Source organism: Arthrobacter ginsengisoli, from assembly GCF_031456935.1.
GTDB classification, from domain to species: Bacteria; Actinomycetota; Actinomycetes; order Actinomycetales; family Micrococcaceae; genus Arthrobacter; species Arthrobacter ginsengisoli.
The window spans coordinates 1-17,416 of record NZ_JAVDVQ010000041.1; the positions used below are offsets into that span (position 1 = coordinate 1).

Annotated in this window: 12 protein-coding genes and 1 pseudogene; 3 read left to right on the forward strand and 10 right to left on the reverse strand. The window is 66.2% G+C overall.

What is annotated here, in order from left to right; all coding sequences use genetic code 11:
* Positions 1-289: 289 nt before the first annotated feature.
* Both J2X01_RS21185 and J2X01_RS22110 read right to left on the reverse strand, forming a co-directional pair.
* Positions 290-871: a recombinase family protein gene (locus tag J2X01_RS21185; protein WP_310062287.1), complete on the reverse strand. Its 582-nt coding sequence runs from the start codon at positions 869-871 to the stop codon at positions 290-292.
* Between the two features lie 201 nt (positions 872-1,072).
* A pseudogene (locus J2X01_RS22110) lies at positions 1,073-1,303 on the reverse strand (DUF6278 family protein); the annotation flags it as partial.
* A 324-nt stretch (positions 1,304-1,627) separates the two neighbouring features.
* Between J2X01_RS22110 and J2X01_RS21190 the strand changes: the two are divergent.
* Together J2X01_RS21190 and J2X01_RS21195 are read left to right on the forward strand one after the other, a co-directional pair.
* Positions 1,628-2,155, forward strand: coding sequence for a hypothetical protein (locus tag J2X01_RS21190; RefSeq protein WP_310062289.1), 528 nt, complete (start codon positions 1,628-1,630; stop codon positions 2,153-2,155).
* Between the two features lie 642 nt (positions 2,156-2,797).
* On the forward strand, positions 2,798-3,949 hold the full coding sequence (locus tag J2X01_RS21195) for an FAD-dependent monooxygenase (RefSeq protein WP_310062292.1): 1,152 nt from the start codon (positions 2,798-2,800) through the stop codon (positions 3,947-3,949).
* 326 nt (positions 3,950-4,275) lie between these two features.
* On the opposite strand, the gene J2X01_RS21200 is transcribed toward J2X01_RS21195, so the two are convergent.
* The 8 genes from J2X01_RS21200 to J2X01_RS21235 form a co-directional block, all read right to left on the reverse strand.
* A complete protein-coding gene (locus tag J2X01_RS21200) occupies positions 4,276-4,950 on the reverse strand; it encodes a response regulator (RefSeq protein ID WP_310062295.1) in 675 nt (224 codons plus the stop codon).
* Positions 4,947-7,586, reverse strand: a complete 2,640-nt coding sequence (locus J2X01_RS21205) for a DUF4118 domain-containing protein (RefSeq protein WP_310062297.1) — start codon at positions 7,584-7,586, stop codon at positions 4,947-4,949. The genes J2X01_RS21200 and J2X01_RS21205 overlap by 4 nt, the downstream gene beginning before the upstream one ends.
* A 23-nt stretch (positions 7,587-7,609) precedes the next feature.
* Positions 7,610-8,221, reverse strand: coding sequence for a K(+)-transporting ATPase subunit C (gene kdpC, locus J2X01_RS21210; RefSeq protein ID WP_310062299.1), 612 nt, complete (start codon positions 8,219-8,221; stop codon positions 7,610-7,612).
* A gap of 10 nt (positions 8,222-8,231) precedes the next feature.
* On the reverse strand, positions 8,232-10,358 hold the full coding sequence (gene kdpB, locus J2X01_RS21215; protein WP_310062302.1) for a potassium-transporting ATPase subunit KdpB: 2,127 nt from the start codon (positions 10,356-10,358) through the stop codon (positions 8,232-8,234).
* Positions 10,355-12,022, reverse strand: a complete 1,668-nt coding sequence (kdpA, locus tag J2X01_RS21220; protein WP_310062305.1) for a potassium-transporting ATPase subunit KdpA — start codon at positions 12,020-12,022, stop codon at positions 10,355-10,357. The genes kdpB and kdpA overlap by 4 nt, the downstream gene beginning before the upstream one ends.
* Positions 12,023-12,029: 7 nt before the next feature.
* Complete coding sequence (locus J2X01_RS21225) at positions 12,030-12,128, reverse strand: potassium-transporting ATPase subunit F (RefSeq protein ID WP_084475820.1); 99 nt, start codon at positions 12,126-12,128, stop codon at positions 12,030-12,032.
* Between the two features lie 402 nt (positions 12,129-12,530).
* Positions 12,531-14,507, reverse strand: coding sequence for an APC family permease (locus J2X01_RS21230; RefSeq protein ID WP_310062315.1), 1,977 nt, complete (start codon positions 14,505-14,507; stop codon positions 12,531-12,533).
* Positions 14,508-14,678: 171 nt separating this feature from the next.
* The gene (locus J2X01_RS21235) at positions 14,679-15,320 is read right to left on the reverse strand and encodes a hypothetical protein (RefSeq protein ID WP_310062317.1); all 642 of its coding nucleotides are present in this window, start codon (positions 15,318-15,320) and stop codon (positions 14,679-14,681) included.
* A 417-nt stretch (positions 15,321-15,737) separates the two neighbouring features.
* Between J2X01_RS21235 and J2X01_RS21240 the strand changes: the two genes are divergently transcribed.
* The gene (locus tag J2X01_RS21240) at positions 15,738-16,910 is read left to right on the forward strand and encodes a DUF8462 domain-containing protein (RefSeq protein ID WP_310062319.1); all 1,173 of its coding nucleotides are present in this window, start codon (positions 15,738-15,740) and stop codon (positions 16,908-16,910) included.
* Positions 16,911-17,416: the final 506 nt, after the last annotated feature.

Consider the following 17,416-nt stretch of genomic DNA (forward strand, 5'->3'; position numbering starts at 1 on the left):
ACTCCCATCTTCATGACCACCGGAGGCTCCATGTCGCCTCCGGACACCCACACGCTGGCCCCGACCACAGGCAGGTCATCTCATTTTCGGACTAGGTGAGCTTTTCTCTCGGAGGTTGGGATTTTCTGTCAAATTAGTTGATGCGCCGTCTGTGACTGTTAACCGGGAATGGCGGTTTTTTCACAGCTCGGTTTGGCGGTTTTCGCAGTTGGCCTGGTGGATCTAATCGCTCCTTGGCGGCGTTCCGTGATCGCTTGGTCTCCCCTTCAGGGAGGATGATGCGATGCGGCTAGTCCTTGAGTGCTCGCGACCGTCTATAGAACGTTGCTCGGGACATTCCGAGATCGCGGGCAACCTGCGCAGCGGGGTCGCCGCCTTCAACCAGGCGGACAGCGCTTCGAATCTGACTGTCGGTGACCCGGCGGGGTCGGCCGCCAAGGTCCTTGCCGGCTTCTCTGCGTTTGCTGATGGAGTCGGTGATGCGTTCGCGTTTGATCTCGTGTTCCATTTGCGCCAATGCGGCCATGATCGTGAACAACATCGAGCCCATGGGTGTCGCGGTGTCGACGTCCCCGCCGCCGAGGTTCAGGACGCGTAGGCCCGCGCCTCTACCGCGGAGTTCGTCGGCGAAGGCAAGCATGTTCTGTGTGGATCGTCCAAGCCGGTCCAGTGTCGTGATGACGAGGGTGTCGCCATCGATCAGCGCGTCGAGGGCCCGATCGAACTGGGGTCGTGAAGCTCGCGCCCCGGACACGCCGTGATCAACGTAGAGGTCATCGCGTCGGACGCCGGCGGCCAGAAGATCCTCCTGCTGCCGGTCGGTGGACTGCTGCCGCGTCGAAACACGTGCGTAGCCGATCAGTTTCGTCATGGGCTGCTCCGACATGTCTCGTAACTAACGGTGGATACACCGATTCAATCAGAAGCTTTCGAGACATAGTTACGAGACTCGCCTGCGGTGCACGAACTCGTTCGATTCCAAGAAAATTAGGGCACTGCCGGTCGTCGCGGTCGTTCAGTCGATGAGACGCCTCATATCCCAAGGGTTTCGAGACGATCTGGTGTGTAGCCTTTAGCGCATGCCTCCAAGCCTGTCTTGGTCAGTAAGGTCGAGTGCGCGGCCGTAATTCATCGCGAGGGCCGGCAATCCCACTTCAACCCGTCGTTGAGCCACATGGATAACCGAAATGCTGGTGTTCCTGCTTATCCGGACCATTGGGAAGCCCTCTTCGACAACTTCCCGGTGGGCGCCCGGGATGGTGTGAGTGAGAACGTCTCCGTAGGACATGCCAATGGCAGTAGTAAGTCCCGTTAGGCCCTGTCGGCCTCCGGGTTCTCAATCAAGGAATCAATTACGACCAGGCCATCGCGCGAGCGGGGAAGGGCCACCTCCTTCCCTCGGCAGTAGTTCAGGAGCTTGTCATAGCCCCCTACGTTGGTCGGTGGAGGCGAGGTCTTATCGGTAGCAGACTCGTACTCTATATATCTCCGGGCCATCCCAGGAGGCAGTGATTGAAGCGGCTCTTCGGTTTCGTCCCCAACGGGCAATGCAGTGCACATTGCGGATCCCTGGCTGGGATATCTTGGGCGCTGAGATCGGATTCCGCCAGCAGTCTAGAGTGTTGCCATGAAGACCCTCTTCAACGGTCGATTGTGGGTGCACTACGGCCAGGCTTATGTCGTGTCCGGGCCCGTCTTCGATTACGATCTGGAGGCATCTTTTCGAGGTCAGTCCAACGGCCTGTGCGGTGCATCCAGTCCCAGCCTCCTATTTCTAATCACGGGACTGCACACCGGCCACGTGAATTTCAGCGTCCAGTTCTCCGATGCAGAACCACCACTGGACTGGGCATGGGAGGACGTCGTCGAAGTCTCATCCACAATGGTCAACCGTCCCTTCCTAAAGGAGTGGGCAGGCCAAGTCTCATATCCAATAGACCTAGCTCCTGGCACCTACCGCGTCCGGTATGCGGCAAGGGGAATGGACTCTGCCCGCGCGGTCGACACAATCGTTGAAACGGAGGAACCGATCGACACCTATCAGCTCAGCTTCTGGCCCGCTGAGGGCGAAGCGCCCGACCGCGTGGTTCGCCAGGAGAGCCAAACCGCAGCGTACTGGAATGGCTGGGCCAACTCGCTCCATCCCACAAGTTGAAGACAGATGGACTCACCTCACTATTCCTCCCATGAGTGGACCTCCTTAGCCGCTCGGGCCCGTTGTTCCCTCCAGAACGAACCGAGGCGCTCAGCACCAGGCGGACTTCGCACAAAAGTTTGCCGCTGAGGTGGACTGATGTGACGAGTTGCCGGTGCAGATAAGCATGCATGTTCTTCGGATACCGGGCCACTCCTTCTCTGGGACGGCTCATAGGTCTGCGCCGCTGCGCTGGGAGAGTTCGCGGGCACATCGCGGCTTGAATGGCGGTTTTGCAGGTCCGTTTGCGCACGGCTGTGGGGAACCAGGTGGTAGACGGGACGGGGCGCCCCACGCCATGTGTTTGGACGGTGAGCGGGACTCGAGTGGCCCAAACACGGCCTGGGTCCTGTGGAGGTCAGGTACCTGCCCGGGGACGGCCAGCAGTCACAATCCATGTGGGTCTTTCGCAGCGGGGGGAGCGGTCGGAAAGTGCCACGGCAGTGGGGCCAGCGCATGCACAGGTGCAGAGGCCAGACGCTTGCCGGCCGGGGCCCTCAACACTGCCCGGCACACGAGGAGCGACGCGATAATCCGCAGCGCATACACCGGTGGCCGCGGGAGCAGGGTCCTGGGCTCTTCGAAATCGTTAGGATGGCGGGTATGGGGCGAGGCACAGTGCTGATCTGCGGGGCCGGTATCGCCGGCCCGACCCTGGCGTACTGGCTGGCCCGGGAGGGATTCCGCCCGACGGTCGTCGAACGCGCCCGGGGACTGCGCTCCAGCGGTAACCCGGTCGACGTGCGGGGCGGGGCCGCCCAGGTGGCCGGCCGGATGGGAATCATGCCGCGTTTGCGTGACGCTGCCACCCAGGCGACCGGCTTTGCCTTTGTCACAGGCTCCGGTCGCCGGATCGGTCCGCTACGGCTGGGACGGCCAAATCGCGGCGAGGTCGAGGTGCCCCGGGCCGACCTGTCGGCGATCCTCTGCGATGCCGCCCGCGACGATGCCGAGTTCCTGTTCGGCGACTCGATCACCGCACTGCGCCAGGACACCGGGGGAGTCGACGTCACGTTCGAGCACGCGGCCCCGCGCCGGTTTGACCTGGTCGCCGGCGCCGACGGGCTGCACTCGAGCGTGCGCACCCTGGTGTTCGGCCCGGAGACGGACTTCGTCCGTCACCTCGGCCTGTACGTCGCCACACTGCCGCTCGACCGGCCCGCGGCCGATCCGACCACGATCCTGATGTACAACGCGCCGGGTCGTTCGCTGACGGTGCACCCCGTGCGGGGCATCGAGGGGGCCGCGTTCATCTTTCGCGGCCCGGCCCGGCCCGGGCTCGACCGGCGCGACGTCGACGCCCACAAGCGGATCACTCTCGACGCCCACGCCGGCTGGCCGGCACCCGCGCCACCCGTGCTGCCTGAGCTGCTCGACCGCCTGCGCGCCGCCGACGACCTGTACTTCGACTCGGTCAGCCAGGTCCAGCTGCCGGCCTGGTCCCACGGCCGGGTCACGCTGCTCGGAGACGCGGCCTCCTGCGTGTCCCTGTTCGGAGACGGATCCAGCCAGGCCATGATCGGCGCCACCACCCTGGCCGAGACATTGGCCACCACCCCCGAGGACCATACTGCCGCCTTCCGCGCCTACGAAACCCGCCACCGCAAGGCGAGCGGCCCGAGTCAACGCGGCCATACTCTCGCCTCCGCGCTGCTGGTGCCCGCGACAAATACCGGCATTACCGTCCGTAACCTCACCGCCCGTCTGCTCCCACACGTGCCGACCCCACCACCCCGCCCCGTGGGATCGAAGTGACCGGAGCTGCGAACGCCTCAGTGAGGCGAACCCGAAAGCGCAACCGGCACGCCGGCCCGCACGGCTGGTCATTGCCCCGGCGCGTCGGCGGCTGACACGGATGCACCAGTGTGCGCCGAGACATCATTCACGTTTCGGCCAGCTGGATTCAGCTGAACCCGGATGAGCCGCCGCATTATGACGCCCCTTCGCGGGCAGCTCGCCGCCAGCCACCATTCTCGATACGAACGCGAACATGCAACCCGGCCGGGCGGAGCGCACCAAGGATGGTGGCTCACCCGGTGTATGTTCGGCGACGGGTTGTCGGGGTGGTGGCGGCTGCCGGGTCAGGGCTGGAACCGGTAGCCGATACCGGTCTCGGTGAGGAAGTGGCGGGGGGTGCCGGGTTCTGGTTCGAGTTTGCGGCGGAGCTGGGCCATGTAGACACGCAGGTAGTTGGCTTCCTTGGTATAGGCGGCACCCCAGATTTCGGTGAGCAGCTGTTGCTGGGTGACGAGTTTTTCGGGGTTCCGGACCAGGAGTTCCAGGATGCCCCATTCCGTGGGGGTCAGGCGCACGTCCTGCCCGTTGCGGGTGACGCGTCGCAGGGCCAGGTCAACTGTGAAGGACGCTGTGGTCACCACGGGTGCTTCCTCGCCCTGGATGGTCCGGCGTTGGACGGCCCGCAGCCGGGCCAGGAGCTCGTCCAGTCCGAAGGGTTTGGTGACGTAGTCGTCGGCTCCGGCGTCCAGGGCCTTGACCTTGTCGTCGGACCCGTGCCGGGCGGAGAGCACCAGGATAGGAACGCGGCTCCATTGGCGGAGCCGGGTGATGACCGCGGTGCCGTCCATGTCGGGCAGGCCCAGGTCCAGGACTATGACGCCGAAGGGATGCTGGGCTGCTGACCGGAGGGCGGATTCGCCGTCGGGGGCTGTCACGACGGAGTATCCGTGGGCGTGCAGGGTGATTTTGAGCGCTTTGAGGAGATGGGGGTCGTCGTCGACCACCAGCACGTCGTTCACAGCGTGCCCTCCGTCCTGGACAGGGGCTGGGTGTGATGTCGCCGCAGCAGGGCTGACTGCGCCTCCACCGGGGCCTGGGCGGCATCCCGGTCGAACGCGGCGCCGGCGGAGAGCGGCAGCCGGATCAGCATGGTCAGCCCGCCCGCTGGTGTCTCTTCCGCGGTCAGCGTTCCTCCCATCGCTTCGGTGAAGCCCTTGGCAACGGCCAGGCCGAGCCCGACGCCGGTGGCCTGGGGGACGTCATCGAGGCGCTGGAAGGGCTGGAACATCCGGATGACGCTTTCAGCCGGCACGCCCTGGCCGTGGTCGATGATGCGCAACTCTCCCGCAGGGCGGCCGTGCAGGGTTGCATGGCTGAACCCGCCGTCCGCCCCGACCACGACGATGTCGGAATCGGGGGCGTATTTGACGGCGTTCTCCACGATGTTCGCGATCACCCGTTCGAGCATTCCGGCGTCGGCGTCGACTTCTGGCATGTTTCCCGGCAGCTCCACCCGTACCCTGCCTGCCGGGATTCCACGGAGGGCGCCTGGTATCACTTCGTACCAGCGCAACGGCTTAATGAGCGCGTTGACGGATTCGGAGGTGATCCGGGACATGTCCAGAAGGTTGCCCACCAGAGCGTCCAGCCGGTCGGAGCATTCGTCGATGGTGGCGAGCAGTTCCTGTTCCTCCTCGGCGGTGTAATGGATGTCGCGCTGTCTGAGGCCTCCGACAGCCAGTTTGATGCCGGCCAAGGGGGTGCGCAGGTCGTGCGAGACAGCGCGGAGGATGGAGGTGCGCATCGTGTTGCTCTCGGCCAGGCGCAGCATCTCCCGCCGGCTGGCCACCAGCTGCTGGCGTTCCAGCTGCGCGGCCAGGTGGACACCGAACGCTCCCAGCAGCCGTCTGTCACTGGCTGGCAGCGTCCGGCCGGAGAGGACGAGCCGGGTCGCGGGGTCGATCTGTTCGACGTTTTCAGCTCCATCCGGCACTGCGTCAGGGATGGCGCCGACCTCAGCAACGACCCTCCAGCCGGCTTCCTCCGCCGGACCTGCCCCGGCGGAAGAGTAGAGGGCGGCGCCGCTGACCTGAAACACGTCCAGGGCTTGTTCCAGCAGACCTTTGAGGGTGTCCTCGGTGCGGGCGGCCCCGCGGGTGAGGTCCCCCAGGGTCGTGGCTTCCGCTCGGGAGCGGGCGGCTTCTTTGGAGCGGCGGGCGGAGAGGTCGACGACGACGGCGACGGCGGCTGAGACGCCGACGAACACCAGCAGGGCCAGGAGATTCTGCGGATCGCTGATGGTCAGGGTTCCCACCGGGGGCGTGGAGAAGTAGTTGACGAGGAGGCTGCTCCACAGCGCGGCCAGGATGGCGGGCCAGAGTCCGCCGACGAGGGCGACGGCGACGGACCCGGCGAGCTGGACGAGTACCGCGGTGGCAACGTTCTGGTCCGGGTTCAGGGAGAGCAGCAGCTGCAGCAGCACAGGGAACAGCACGGCCAGGACGAACCCGACGGTGACGCGGACGCGGCCAAGGTCGCGCTGCCGTGACGGGCGGGTTCCCCGCCCGCCGAGGGGGTGGGAGACCATATGGACATCGATGTCCCCGGAATCGCGGACCACCCGGGTGCCGACCCCGCCGCCGAGCAGGTTGCCGATCAGGCCGGCGAGCTTTTTGTGCCGGGAGATGCCGACGACGATCTGGGTGGCGTTGACGCTGCGGGCGAAGTCCAGGAGGGCTGCGGCCGGGTCCTCCCCGGTGACGATGTGGTAGCTGCCGCCCAGGTCCAGGATCAGGCGGCGCTGGGCTTCCAGCGCCTGGGGGGATTCGCTGGCCACACCGTCCGCGGCGCGGACGTGGACGGCCAGCAGGTCCCCGCCGTTGACGCGGTTGAGGATGCGGGCCCCGCGGCGGATCAGGACTTCCCCTTCCGGGCTGCCGGTCAGCCCGACGACGATGCGTTCCCGGGCCGGCCAGCTTTCGTCGATGCCCTGTTCGGCCCGGTATTTGGCCAGGCCCTCGTCCACCCGGTCGGCCAGCCACAGCAAGGCCAGTTCGCGCAGTGCCGTGAGGTTGCCCAGGCGGAAATAGTTCGAGAGGGCGGCGTCGATCTTCTCGGCGGCGTAGATCTTGCCGTCGCCCAGGCGCTGGCGGAGCAGTTCGGGGGAGATGTCCACGAGGTGGATCTGGTCTGCCTTCCGGACGACGTCGTCCGGCACCGTCTCTGCCTGGTGGACGTCGGTGATGGCGCTGACGACGTCGCCGAGGGACGCCAGATGCTGGACGTTGACGGTGGAGAGCACGTTGATGCCGGCGTCCAGGACCGCATCGACGTCCTGCCAGCGTTTCTCGTTGCGGCTGCCGGGGATGTTGGAGTGGGCGTATTCGTCCACGACGGCGGTGCCTGGGGCCCGGGCCAGGACGGCGTCGAGGTCCATTTCCTCAAACTCGGTGCCCCGGTAGGGCAGCGTCCTGGGCGGGATGACTTCGAGTCCGTCCAGGAGCGCCCGGGTCTCGCTGCGGCCGTGGTCCATGGCGAATGCGACCACGACGTCCTCGCCGCGTTTGCCGAGCCGGTGGGCTTCTTCGAGCATCTCGTAGGTCTTGCCCACCCCCGGCGCGGCCCCCAGGAAGATCCGCAGCGTTCCACGTGCCATGGGTTATCCCTCCGTTTGGATTCTCACTTGGACGGTACCGCGGCGGCCAGATCAACGTTAAGTGCTGTCACGTTGACGGACGGCTGGCCCAGGAAGGCCACCAGGCCCCCGGTGGTGTGCCTGTTGACCAGGGACATCACGGTGTCGGCGCTTAGATGCTGCGCCGCGGCGACGCGGGGAACCTGCAGCCGGGCATACGCCGGGGAGATGTCCGGATCCAGTCCGGAACCGCTGGCGGTCGCGGCGTCGGCCGGGACCGCTGCCGCATCCACGCCTTCGGCGGCGGCGACGGCGGACCGGTTGGCGGCGACGGCGTCGTGCAGTTTCGGGTCGTTGGGCCCCAGGTTGGACGCCGAGGATGAGGCCGGGTCCCACTTGACGGCCGAGGGCCGGGCGTGGAACCAGCGCGGGTCCTGGGCGGCGGAAGCGTCGGCCGCGGCCTGGGCGATCAGGGCGGATGCGGCCGGGGCGCCGGTGCTGTCTTTGAGGATGGAGCCGTTGGCCTGGTACGGGGCGATCAGTTGTCCCGCGCCGAAGACGGCCAGCGGGTAGGCCAGGCCGAGAACCAGGGTGGCGAAGAGCAGGAACCGCAGGGCGGTGCCGGCCTGCCGGAGGTAGCCGGTGAGAGCGTTCATGGGGATGTTCCTAGCCGATTCCGGGGATGAGGGAGATCATCAGGTCGATGATTTTGATGCCGATGAAGGGTGCGATGAGCCCGCCGAGCCCGTAGATGAGCAGGTTCCGCGCCAGCGCCTGGTTGGCGGAGACCGCACGGTATTTAACCCCGCGGAGCGCGAGCGGCACCAGTGCGATGATGATCAGGGCATTGAAGATCACCGCGGACAGGATGGCCGAGGACGGGGTGGCCAGGCCCATGATGTTCAGCAGCCCGAGCCCCGGGAAGGCGGCGGCGAACAGGGCCGGGACGATCGCGAAGTACTTCGCGACGTCGTTGGCGACCGAGAAGGTGGTCAGGGCGCCGCGGGTAATGAGCAGTTGCTTGCCGATGCCGACGATGTTGATGAGTTTGGTGGGGTCGGAGTCGAGGTCCACCATGTTGGCGGCGTCCTTGGCGGCGGGGGTTCCGGAGTTCATCGCGACGCCGACGTCGGCCGCGGCCAGCGCCGGGGCGTCGTTGGTGCCGTCCCCGGTCATCGCCACGAGCCGCCCTGCGGCCTGCTCCTTTTTGATGACCGCGAGCTTGTCCTCGGGGGTTGCTTCGGCCAGGAAATCATCGACGCCGGCCTCGGCGGCGATCGCCTTGGCGGTGATGGGGTTGTCCCCGGTGATCATCACGGTCCGGATGCCCATTTGCCGCAGTTCAGCGAAGCGGGCGTGCATGCCCGGTTTGACGACGTCGGCGAGGTGGATGGTCCCCAGGATGTCCGCCTGGCCGTTCTTGTCCACCTGGGCAACCAGCAGGGGTGTGCCGCCCTGGGCTGCGATTTCCTTGACCCGGTCCTCGACCTCCGCCGGGGTGTGCCCGCCATATCCGGCAACGAAGGCCGCCACCGTCGTGGCGGCGCCTTTACGGATCTGCAGCCCGTCCAGGTCCAGCCCGCTCATGCGGGTGCTGGCGCTGAAGGGGACCACGGCAAAGTTGCCGGAGCTGCGCTCCAGGGTGACCAGATCGGCCCCGGTCACGCCCTTGTCCGCGGCGAGGTCCACGATGGAGCGTCCCTCGGGGGTTTCATCGGCCAGGCTGCAGACCCGGGCCGCTTCGATCAGCCGGGTCCGCTCCACCTGGTTGGCGGGGAAGAAATTGACGGCGCGGCGGTTGCCATACGTGATGGTTCCGGTCTTGTCCAGCAGCAGGGTGGTGATGTCCCCGGCGGTCTCCACGGCCCGGCCGGAGGTGGCGAGCACGTTGTGCTGGACCAGGCGGTCCATCCCGGCGATGCCGATCGCCGGGACCAGGGCCCCGATGGTGGTGGGGATCAGGCACACCAGCAGGGCGACCAGCACGATCGGGGACGGCGTGGCGCCGGCGAGGGCGGCGAACGGGGCCAGGGACATGGTGACGGCCAGGAACACGATGGTCAGGGACACCAGGAGCACGTGGAGCGCGATTTCGTTGGGGGTCTTTTGCCGCACGGCGCCTTCGACCAGTTTGATCATCCGGTCGATGAACGTCTGTCCGGGTTCGGCGGTGATACGGATGACTATCCGGTCCGAGAGGACCTTCGTGCCGCCGGTGACCGAGGACCGGTCGCCGCCGGATTCGCGGATGACCGGGGCTGATTCGCCGGTGATGGTCGATTCGTCGACGCTCGCCAGGCCTTCGATGATTTCGCCGTCCGAGGGGATGACGTCGCCGGCTTCGCAGATCACCACGTCACCCCGCCGCAGTTCCGTGCCGGGCACGTCCCGGGTGGTGCCGTCGGGCTGCCGGAGCCGGGCCTGGACGCCTTTGCGGCTGGCGCGGAGGCTGTCGGCCTGGGCTTTGCCCCGGCCCTCGGCGATGGATTCGGACAGGGTGCCGAAGAGGACGGTGAGCCACAGCCAGGCCGTGACCGCGATGCCGAACACCGACGGGCGGTACAGGCAGATCGCCGTGCACAGGCCGGCGCCCACCAGCACGGTGAACATGACCGGGGAGTGGATCATCTGCCGCGGGGAGAGTTTCCGGACCGCGAGCGGCAGCGCGGCGATGACGGACGTGAGCGTCAGTTTCGCCGGGGCCTTGGTGTGGTGCTTGTGCTCGCCGGGGGTCCCGAGGGGGTTGCCGTCGGCGTAGGTGCGGGCGGCGGTGTCCGTGGCGGACGGGGTCATTTGAGGAGTCCTTCTGCGAGGGGGCCCAGGGCCAGGGCCGGGAAGTAGCTCAGGGCGGTCATGATCACCGTCACGCCGAGCAGCAGCGAGCCGAACAGCGGGCCGTGGGTGGGGACGGTGCCGGCGGAGGCCGGAATCTTGCGCTGGCGGGCGAGGGATCCGGCCAGGGCGATCACCAGGACGATCGGGAGGAAGCGGCCCAGCAGCATGCCCAGGCCCATCATGACCGACAGGTAGGGGCCGGAGGTGGTGATGCCGCCGAACGCGGAGCCGTTGTTGTTGGCCCCGGAGGTGAAGGCGTAGAGCACTTCGCTGAACTGGTGCGGGCCGGTGGCCGGGGCGTTGGCCATGATGTCCGGCAGCAGGACGGTGATGCCGGCCAGGGCCAGCACCAGGGTCGGGGTGACCAGGATGTACATGGCGGCGAGCTTCATTTCCGTCGGGCCGATCTTCTTGCCCAGGTACTCCGGGGTGCGCCCGACCATGAGCCCGGCGATAAACACGGAAATGATGGACAGGATCAGCAGGCCGTAGAGTCCGGAGCCGGTTCCGCCCGGGGCGACCTCGCCGAGCATCATGTTCACCATGGCGACGCCGCCGGCCAGCGGCGGCAGCGAATCGTGGGCGACGTTGACGGCGCCGGTGGAGGTCAGCGTGGTGGAGGTGGCGAAGATCGCGCTCGGCACCGGACCGAAGCGCTGTTCAAAGCCCTCGCCCAGTCCGCCGGCGGCTGCTGTCGCCGTTCCCTGGGCTGTGGCCATGGCCCAGCCCATCAGGGCGATGGAAGCCAGCCACAGGGTGCCCATCACGGCGGCCACCGTGAAGCCCTGCTTCTGGTCCCCGACCATCCGGCCGAACGCATAGGGCAGTGCGGAGGGGATGAGCAGCAGGAGGAACACCTCGAAAAAGCTGATCAGGGCGTTGGGGTTTTCAAAGGGATGCGCGGAGTTGGCGTTGAAGTAGCCGCCGCCGTTGGTCCCGAGGATCTTGATGGCTTCCTGGGACGCGACGGGACCGCCCGGGACAAGCTGCGAAACGCCGGTGGCCTGGTTGGTCACCTCGGTGGGCCAGAAGTTCTGGACCACCCCGCCCAGGACCATCAGGATGGCCGCGACGAACGCGAGCGGCAGCAGGACCCGGAACGACGTCCGGGCCAGGTCCACCCAGAAGTTGCCGAGGCGCTGCGTCCTCGTGCGGGCGATGCCGCGGATGAGTGCGACGACGACGACGATCCCGACGGCGGCGGAAAGGAAGTTCTGCACCGCCAGCAGCGTCATCTGCACGAAAATACCCACCGTGGACTCCGGGACGTAGGTCTGCCAGTTCGTGTTGGTCACGAACGATATGGCCGTGTTCATGGCTATCCACGGATCCACGCCGGGCAGGGACCCGCTGCCCGGCAGGGCCCCCTGCAGCCGTTGGAGGCCGAACACGGCCAGGATGGAGACGGCCGAGAACGCCAGGACGCTGCGCAGGTAGACGGGCCAGGTCTGCTCGGTGGTGGCATCGACCCCTGCGAGCCGGTAGAACAGACGCTCGGGCCGGCTGGACGTCTTGCCCTCGAAAACCCGCGCCAGGTAGACGCCCAAGGGCTTATGCAGCGCTGCCAGGACAATGACCAGCGCCCCCACCTGGACAGCAAAGGATGCGGCGTTGAAAGTCATGGTCCGCTCACCACTTCTCGGGATGGATCAGGACGGCCAGCAGGTAGCCGAAGAGGCACAGTCCCGCAATCAGCAGGACGAGCCACATGATCGCGTCGGCGCTCACTTGCCGCCCTCCGGCCGGTCATCGGCGCCGCCGACCATCCCGGCCAGGACGTGGCCGATCCACATCACGAAGCCCATCGACACCATGAGAATTCCGAGAACAGCCAGGTCGGCCATTGCAGGTTCCTTTCATCCATGCCCCGTTTGTGGGGCTACTGAAAGTCAACTCCTCTCCAGCGGGAGATGGCCGGTTCCTGATGGTTTCTTAACGCCCGGAGGGCGGATCTTGACGCCATCTTAACGTGCGCGGAAGGTGGGTGGATTTCGGTGCCATCCCCGTCCTCGGACATGCCGGCGTCCGTTCCTTCAATCCCGTTTTCCCCCGGAGCCGATGGGTTGGGGAAGGACGGGACGCGCACGGACTTGCTCGGGCGACGTGCCGGCAGGATCTGACCGGCGGGGCTCAGCCGACGTGGACCCAGGGGCGCCGTGTGACGTCGGGTTCGGCTTCGCGCAACACCTCGCGGGTCACGGGTGCAATCTCGCCCTCGCCCAGGAACAGGAACCGCAGCAGGTTGGTGACCGGGTTTCCCTCCGTCCAGCGGAAGTAGATGTGCGGCATCAGCCCGGTCACGTCCCTGATGTGGAACAGCACCGAGGCGATGGTGTTCGGCACCACGGGTCCGTGGACCTCGAGGATCCGGTAGCCGTGCCGGGTCACGCCGCGGACCTCGAGCTCCGTCTCGAAGTCGGAGGAGTCGTCCACCACCACTTCCAGGAACAGGGCCTGGTAGTCCACCGGCAGGTGGCTGACCTCAATGGCGGAGTCCAGTTTGTCCCGGTAGGCCTCGGGGCTCAGGCGCAGCGGCTCGTGGGCGATGATCGCTAGCGGCCCGTCCACGTTCGAGGACATAAACTCAAGCGCCTGCCGGTCCATGTGGACATGGGTGGCGTGGAGTTCAAAGGACCGCCGAATGCGCGACAGCAGCGAAATCACGATGATGCCCACGATGAAGAACGAGGCGATCCGGATGCCTTCGGGGCGTTCGATGATGTTGGCCACGGTGGTGTAGATGAACACGACGGCGATGACACCGAACCCGATGGTGCGTTTGCGCTGTTTCCCGCGCCGGGCGGAAAGGGTAACGGCCACCGCGGCGGAGGTCATGAGCACCAGGACGCCGGTGGCGTACGCACCGCCCTGGGCATCGACGTCGGCGTCGAAGAGCCAGGTGATCAGGAAACCGACGGCGGTGAACACGAGCACCAGCGGGCGGACGGCCCTCGCCCACCCGGGGGCCATGCCGTAGCGCGGCAGGTATCGCGGCACGAGATTGAGCAGCCCGGCCATCGCGGAGGCCCCGGCGAACCAGAGGATGGCGATGGTGCTGATGTCATAGACGGTGCCGAAGCCGTTCCCGAGGTATTCGTGGGCGAGGTAGGCCAGAGCCCGCCCGTTCGCCTGGCCGCCTGGCTGGAATTCCTGCTCCGGGATCAGGATCACCGTGGTGAAGCTGGTCGTGATGAGGAAGGCGCTCATGATGACGGCGGCTGTCGTCAGCAGCCGGCGGGCACCCTCGATCCGGCCTGCCGGCTTCTCCTCGGTGTCGCCCGGGCGTCCCTTGATCTGCGGCATCACGGCCACGCCGGTCTCGAAGCCGGACAGGCCCAGGGCCAACTTGGGGAAGACCAGCAGGGCGATCCCGACGACCATGAACCAGTTCCCGTGCTGGGTGGTCAGGGCCAGCCACCAGTTATCGACGGCAACCGGGTGGACGAACACCTCAAAGATGGTCGTTATCACCACGACGACATTCAGGGCCAGGTAGATACCGACAAGAACGACAGCAACACCGATGGCCTCCTTGAACCCGCGCAGGAACACGGCCCCCAGCAGGGCAAGGAAGAACAACGTGACCGGGACGTTCTGTCCCTGCATCCAGCCCGGAACCAAGGGGTTCTGGATCGCGTGTGCGGTGGCGTCCGCGGCGGAGAGCGTCATGGTGATCATGAAGTCCGTCGCGGCGAACCCCAGCAGGACCAGCACCAGGAGCTTCCCGCCCCAGCGCGGCAGCAGCCGCTCCAGCATGGCAATCGAGCCTTCACCCCGGTGGCTTTCACCGGCCACCCGGCGGTAGACCGGTAGGGCGCCCAACAGGGTGACGGCCACCAGCACCATGGTCGCCAGCGGCGAAATCACGCCCGCGGCCAGGGCCGCGATCGCCGGCTGATAGCCCAGGGTGGAGAAGTAATCGACGCCGGTCAGGCACATCACCTGCCACCACCGATGCTTCTTCAGGTGCGCATCGCCCACCGCGCCGGGACCCTGATGGACCCCCTTGGCGTCCTGCAGACCGAACAGCAGCCACCGCCTGAAGTTCTCCCCGGCTCCCGGCCTCGCCGCCGACGGATCCGCAGGCGGCCTGCTCATCGTGGTCATCTGTACCTCTCCGCGCGATGCCCGCCATCGTGTCCACTGCCGACGATAACACCGGCTCCAGGCGCCGTTCCCGGCACGGCTCCAATCTTGACGGATCCTTAACACCGGCCATCACGCGGGCTTCACCCCGGGCTGCGCCGCCGCGGATCCCGGAACTGCGGTTTGAGCCCGCTACGGCAGGGCGTGGGGGACTGAACCCAGCGAGCCGCTGGCGGGGATTTCGATGTAGAGGATGGAGCCGGCGGCCGCCGGCAGGTACCGGTGTTTGCGGTGTCGCGCTGGCCGGTAGACGTGTCCGAAGGGGTCCTTCACACGGGCCCGCTCCAGCCGGTCCCCGCGTGCGAGCCGGCGGTCGATCTCCTGAATGTTGGACGGGAACGATGCAAAGCCCTCGATGTCCAGGGACCAGGCACCCTCGACCGGTGCCGTCCCGCCTTCCAGGGCAAGGGTTTCGAACAGGCCCGACACCACTTCGTCCCTGGTAACGGGGTAAAAGCGCCGGAGCCGGTGTCCTTCCGGGTGCGCGTTTTGGGCGTCCAGCCACGCGTGCCGGAGCCAATGGAATTCCACCGGGCCGAGCGCGGGCCCGAGGGTCAGGTGACGGTTCGCATCCAGCACCAGACGAAAGGCGCTGCCGCTGCGGTCGATGATGCACGCAGCTTCCCCGACATACTCAAACGCCGCCACCAGATCCTGTTGTGACCGGTGATACGAAAACTCCCCGCTGTCATCGACGGCGACGAATTCCCGGGAGGCAACGGTACCGGCCGGAAGACCGGACGCGTCGTGGATCCGCCGGGACGTGGTGTTCATTTCGATTGGCTCCTGCCGAGGGGCGGACCGCGACCACGGCGGCTGCGGTGTCCTCTCCCTTCAGGACAACACCGGATGAGTTCCAGCGGAACGGGCCTTAACGCTTTCCATATACCGGAAGGCCAGAAATTTGCGTGATCTTAACGCGCCGGCCCATCCGTACCCACCCGCCCATGTCATCTTGGCGAGAGCCTGAATAGCGGTGGATCCCGGCTGCCTGACACGTGCGGCGCCGAAATCCTCGGCTGACACACTCCGGGGTGATGAGCGGCGCCAGAAGCGGCGTCGGGCCCACAGGGCGCGGGACCCCACTTGTTCTGGCGACTCTGCCTGCGTATTTTTTTGAGTTCATAAAAAAATATCCCGCGGTATAAAAATATCCTTATACCGGCTCATACTCTTCTATAGACTGTTCGCGTGGACTCCGACATGAACCCCTTCGCCCCCGGCTCAGGACTCAAGCCTCCCGCGCTGGAGGGACGCGAATCAGAAATAGAAGCGTTCGACCGACTGATTGTCAGGACCAAACGCCAAGCCACCGAGCGGGGAATGCTCCTGTCCGGGCTCCGGGGCGTCGGGAAGACCGTGCTGCTGAACAACTTCGCCGCCCAGGCAGAGCGGCATGACTGGTTCGTTGTGCAGATCGAAGCCCAGCCCTCTCCGGACGGCCGGAAGGCAACACGGCAAAAACTGGCCCGGGCGATCGAGGCGGGGGCGAGAAGGTTGAGGACCAGGTCCGCTTGGGATTACGTAAAGGGTGTCCTGGGCAGCATCGGTTCCTTCAATGTGACCCTCGGCGTGACGGGAGTGTCAGCCACCCTCGGCACTACGGAAGGCCGGGCGGACTCCGGGAACCTGGACATCGACCTCGAAGAGCTCGTCGAAGACATAGCAACAGCCATGGGCAAAACCCGCAGCGGGTTCGGGATCTTCATCGACGAAATGCAGGACCTGGACGACGAGCTGTTGGGCGCCCTGATTTCGGTCCAGCACATGGCCGACCAGAAAGGCTGGCCATTCTTCATTATCGGCGCCGGGCTGCCCAACCTTCCCGGAAAGCTCAGCGCCACGAGGTCATACTCCGAACGCCTCTTTGACTACCGCACCATCGGCGCCCTGGACCACGCGTCGGCAGCTGACGCTATCAGCCTCCCGATGAACCGGCTGGGTGCGCACGTGGATGCAGATGCCCTTCGGGCGCTCGTCACGGCAGCCGACGGTTATCCCTTCTTCCTGCAGGCCTATGGCAAGGCCGTTTGGGACGTATCCTCCAGTAAAACGGTCAACCTTGACGACGCCCGACTGGCCATCGAAATTGGGACGGAACAACTCGACGCGGGATTCTTCAGGTCGCGCTGGCAACGGGCGACGCCGGCCGAACGACAGTATCTCCGGGCGATGGCCGAAGACAACGACGAAGCATCATCCACCGCCCGGGTGGCCTCGCGGCTGAACCGGGCAGCGAGCCAACTGACCGTCGCCCGATCCAGCCTCATCTCCAAAGGCCTCATCTACGCCCCGGATCATGGTGCCGTCCGATTCACGGTTCCCGGCATGTCAGGATTCATCAGCCGCCAGTTCGAAGAGTAACCAGACGGGCTGTCGCACGCGCCGATTCTCGATTCAGCGGGTTCTCGAAATCCTTCGATATCTTAAGTGCTTCCCACGCTGTCCGCCATGTAGTTCACGGGGGTTTGGGGCTCTGGTTGCTTCGTTGTGGATGGGTTAGCGTCTTGTCCGTCCACGAGGCAGCTGACGGGAGCGGCGGTGCGGGTAACGAAGGGGTTGGAACCGGGAAAGCGATGCCGTCTCTTCACCCTGATCGGTGAGACGGAGCTATCGGCAGAAACCGAGCACCTCATACACCGGCTGGCCCTCGCCTTGGGATATGCGAGGAGACGAAACGCCGGCGGACCCTGATCCGAAGAGCTGACCCACCGGCTGCTTCCGAATTCAGCGTGTAGTGGTGAGTCGATTTGGGCGGGGCGGAGTCATCACTTTGCCACGCGGAAAACGGGCGTGGGCTACTGGTGAAGCCCGGTCATCGCGCCGGGATCCTCGCGACCGGCATCCCGGTGCAGGTCCAGGTCGAGAGC

Coding starts and splice junctions, on each gene's coding strand:
- J2X01_RS21185 (WP_310062287.1), bottom strand. CDS start 871: ATGACGAAACTGATCGGCTACGCACGTGTTTCGACGCGGCAGCAGTCC.
- J2X01_RS21190 (WP_310062289.1), top strand. CDS start 1,628: ATGAAGACCCTCTTCAACGGTCGATTGTGGGTGCACTACGGCCAGGCT.
- J2X01_RS21195 (WP_310062292.1), top strand. CDS start 2,798: ATGGGGCGAGGCACAGTGCTGATCTGCGGGGCCGGTATCGCCGGCCCG.
- J2X01_RS21205 (WP_310062297.1), bottom strand. CDS start 7,586: ATGGCACGTGGAACGCTGCGGATCTTCCTGGGGGCCGCGCCGGGGGTG.
- kdpC (WP_310062299.1), bottom strand. CDS start 8,221: ATGAACGCTCTCACCGGCTACCTCCGGCAGGCCGGCACCGCCCTGCGG.
- kdpB (WP_310062302.1), bottom strand. CDS start 10,358: ATGACCCCGTCCGCCACGGACACCGCCGCCCGCACCTACGCCGACGGC.
- kdpA (WP_310062305.1), bottom strand. CDS start 12,022: ATGACTTTCAACGCCGCATCCTTTGCTGTCCAGGTGGGGGCGCTGGTC.
- J2X01_RS21230 (WP_310062315.1), bottom strand. CDS start 14,507: ATGACCACGATGAGCAGGCCGCCTGCGGATCCGTCGGCGGCGAGGCCG.
- J2X01_RS21235 (WP_310062317.1), bottom strand. CDS start 15,320: ATGAACACCACGTCCCGGCGGATCCACGACGCGTCCGGTCTTCCGGCC.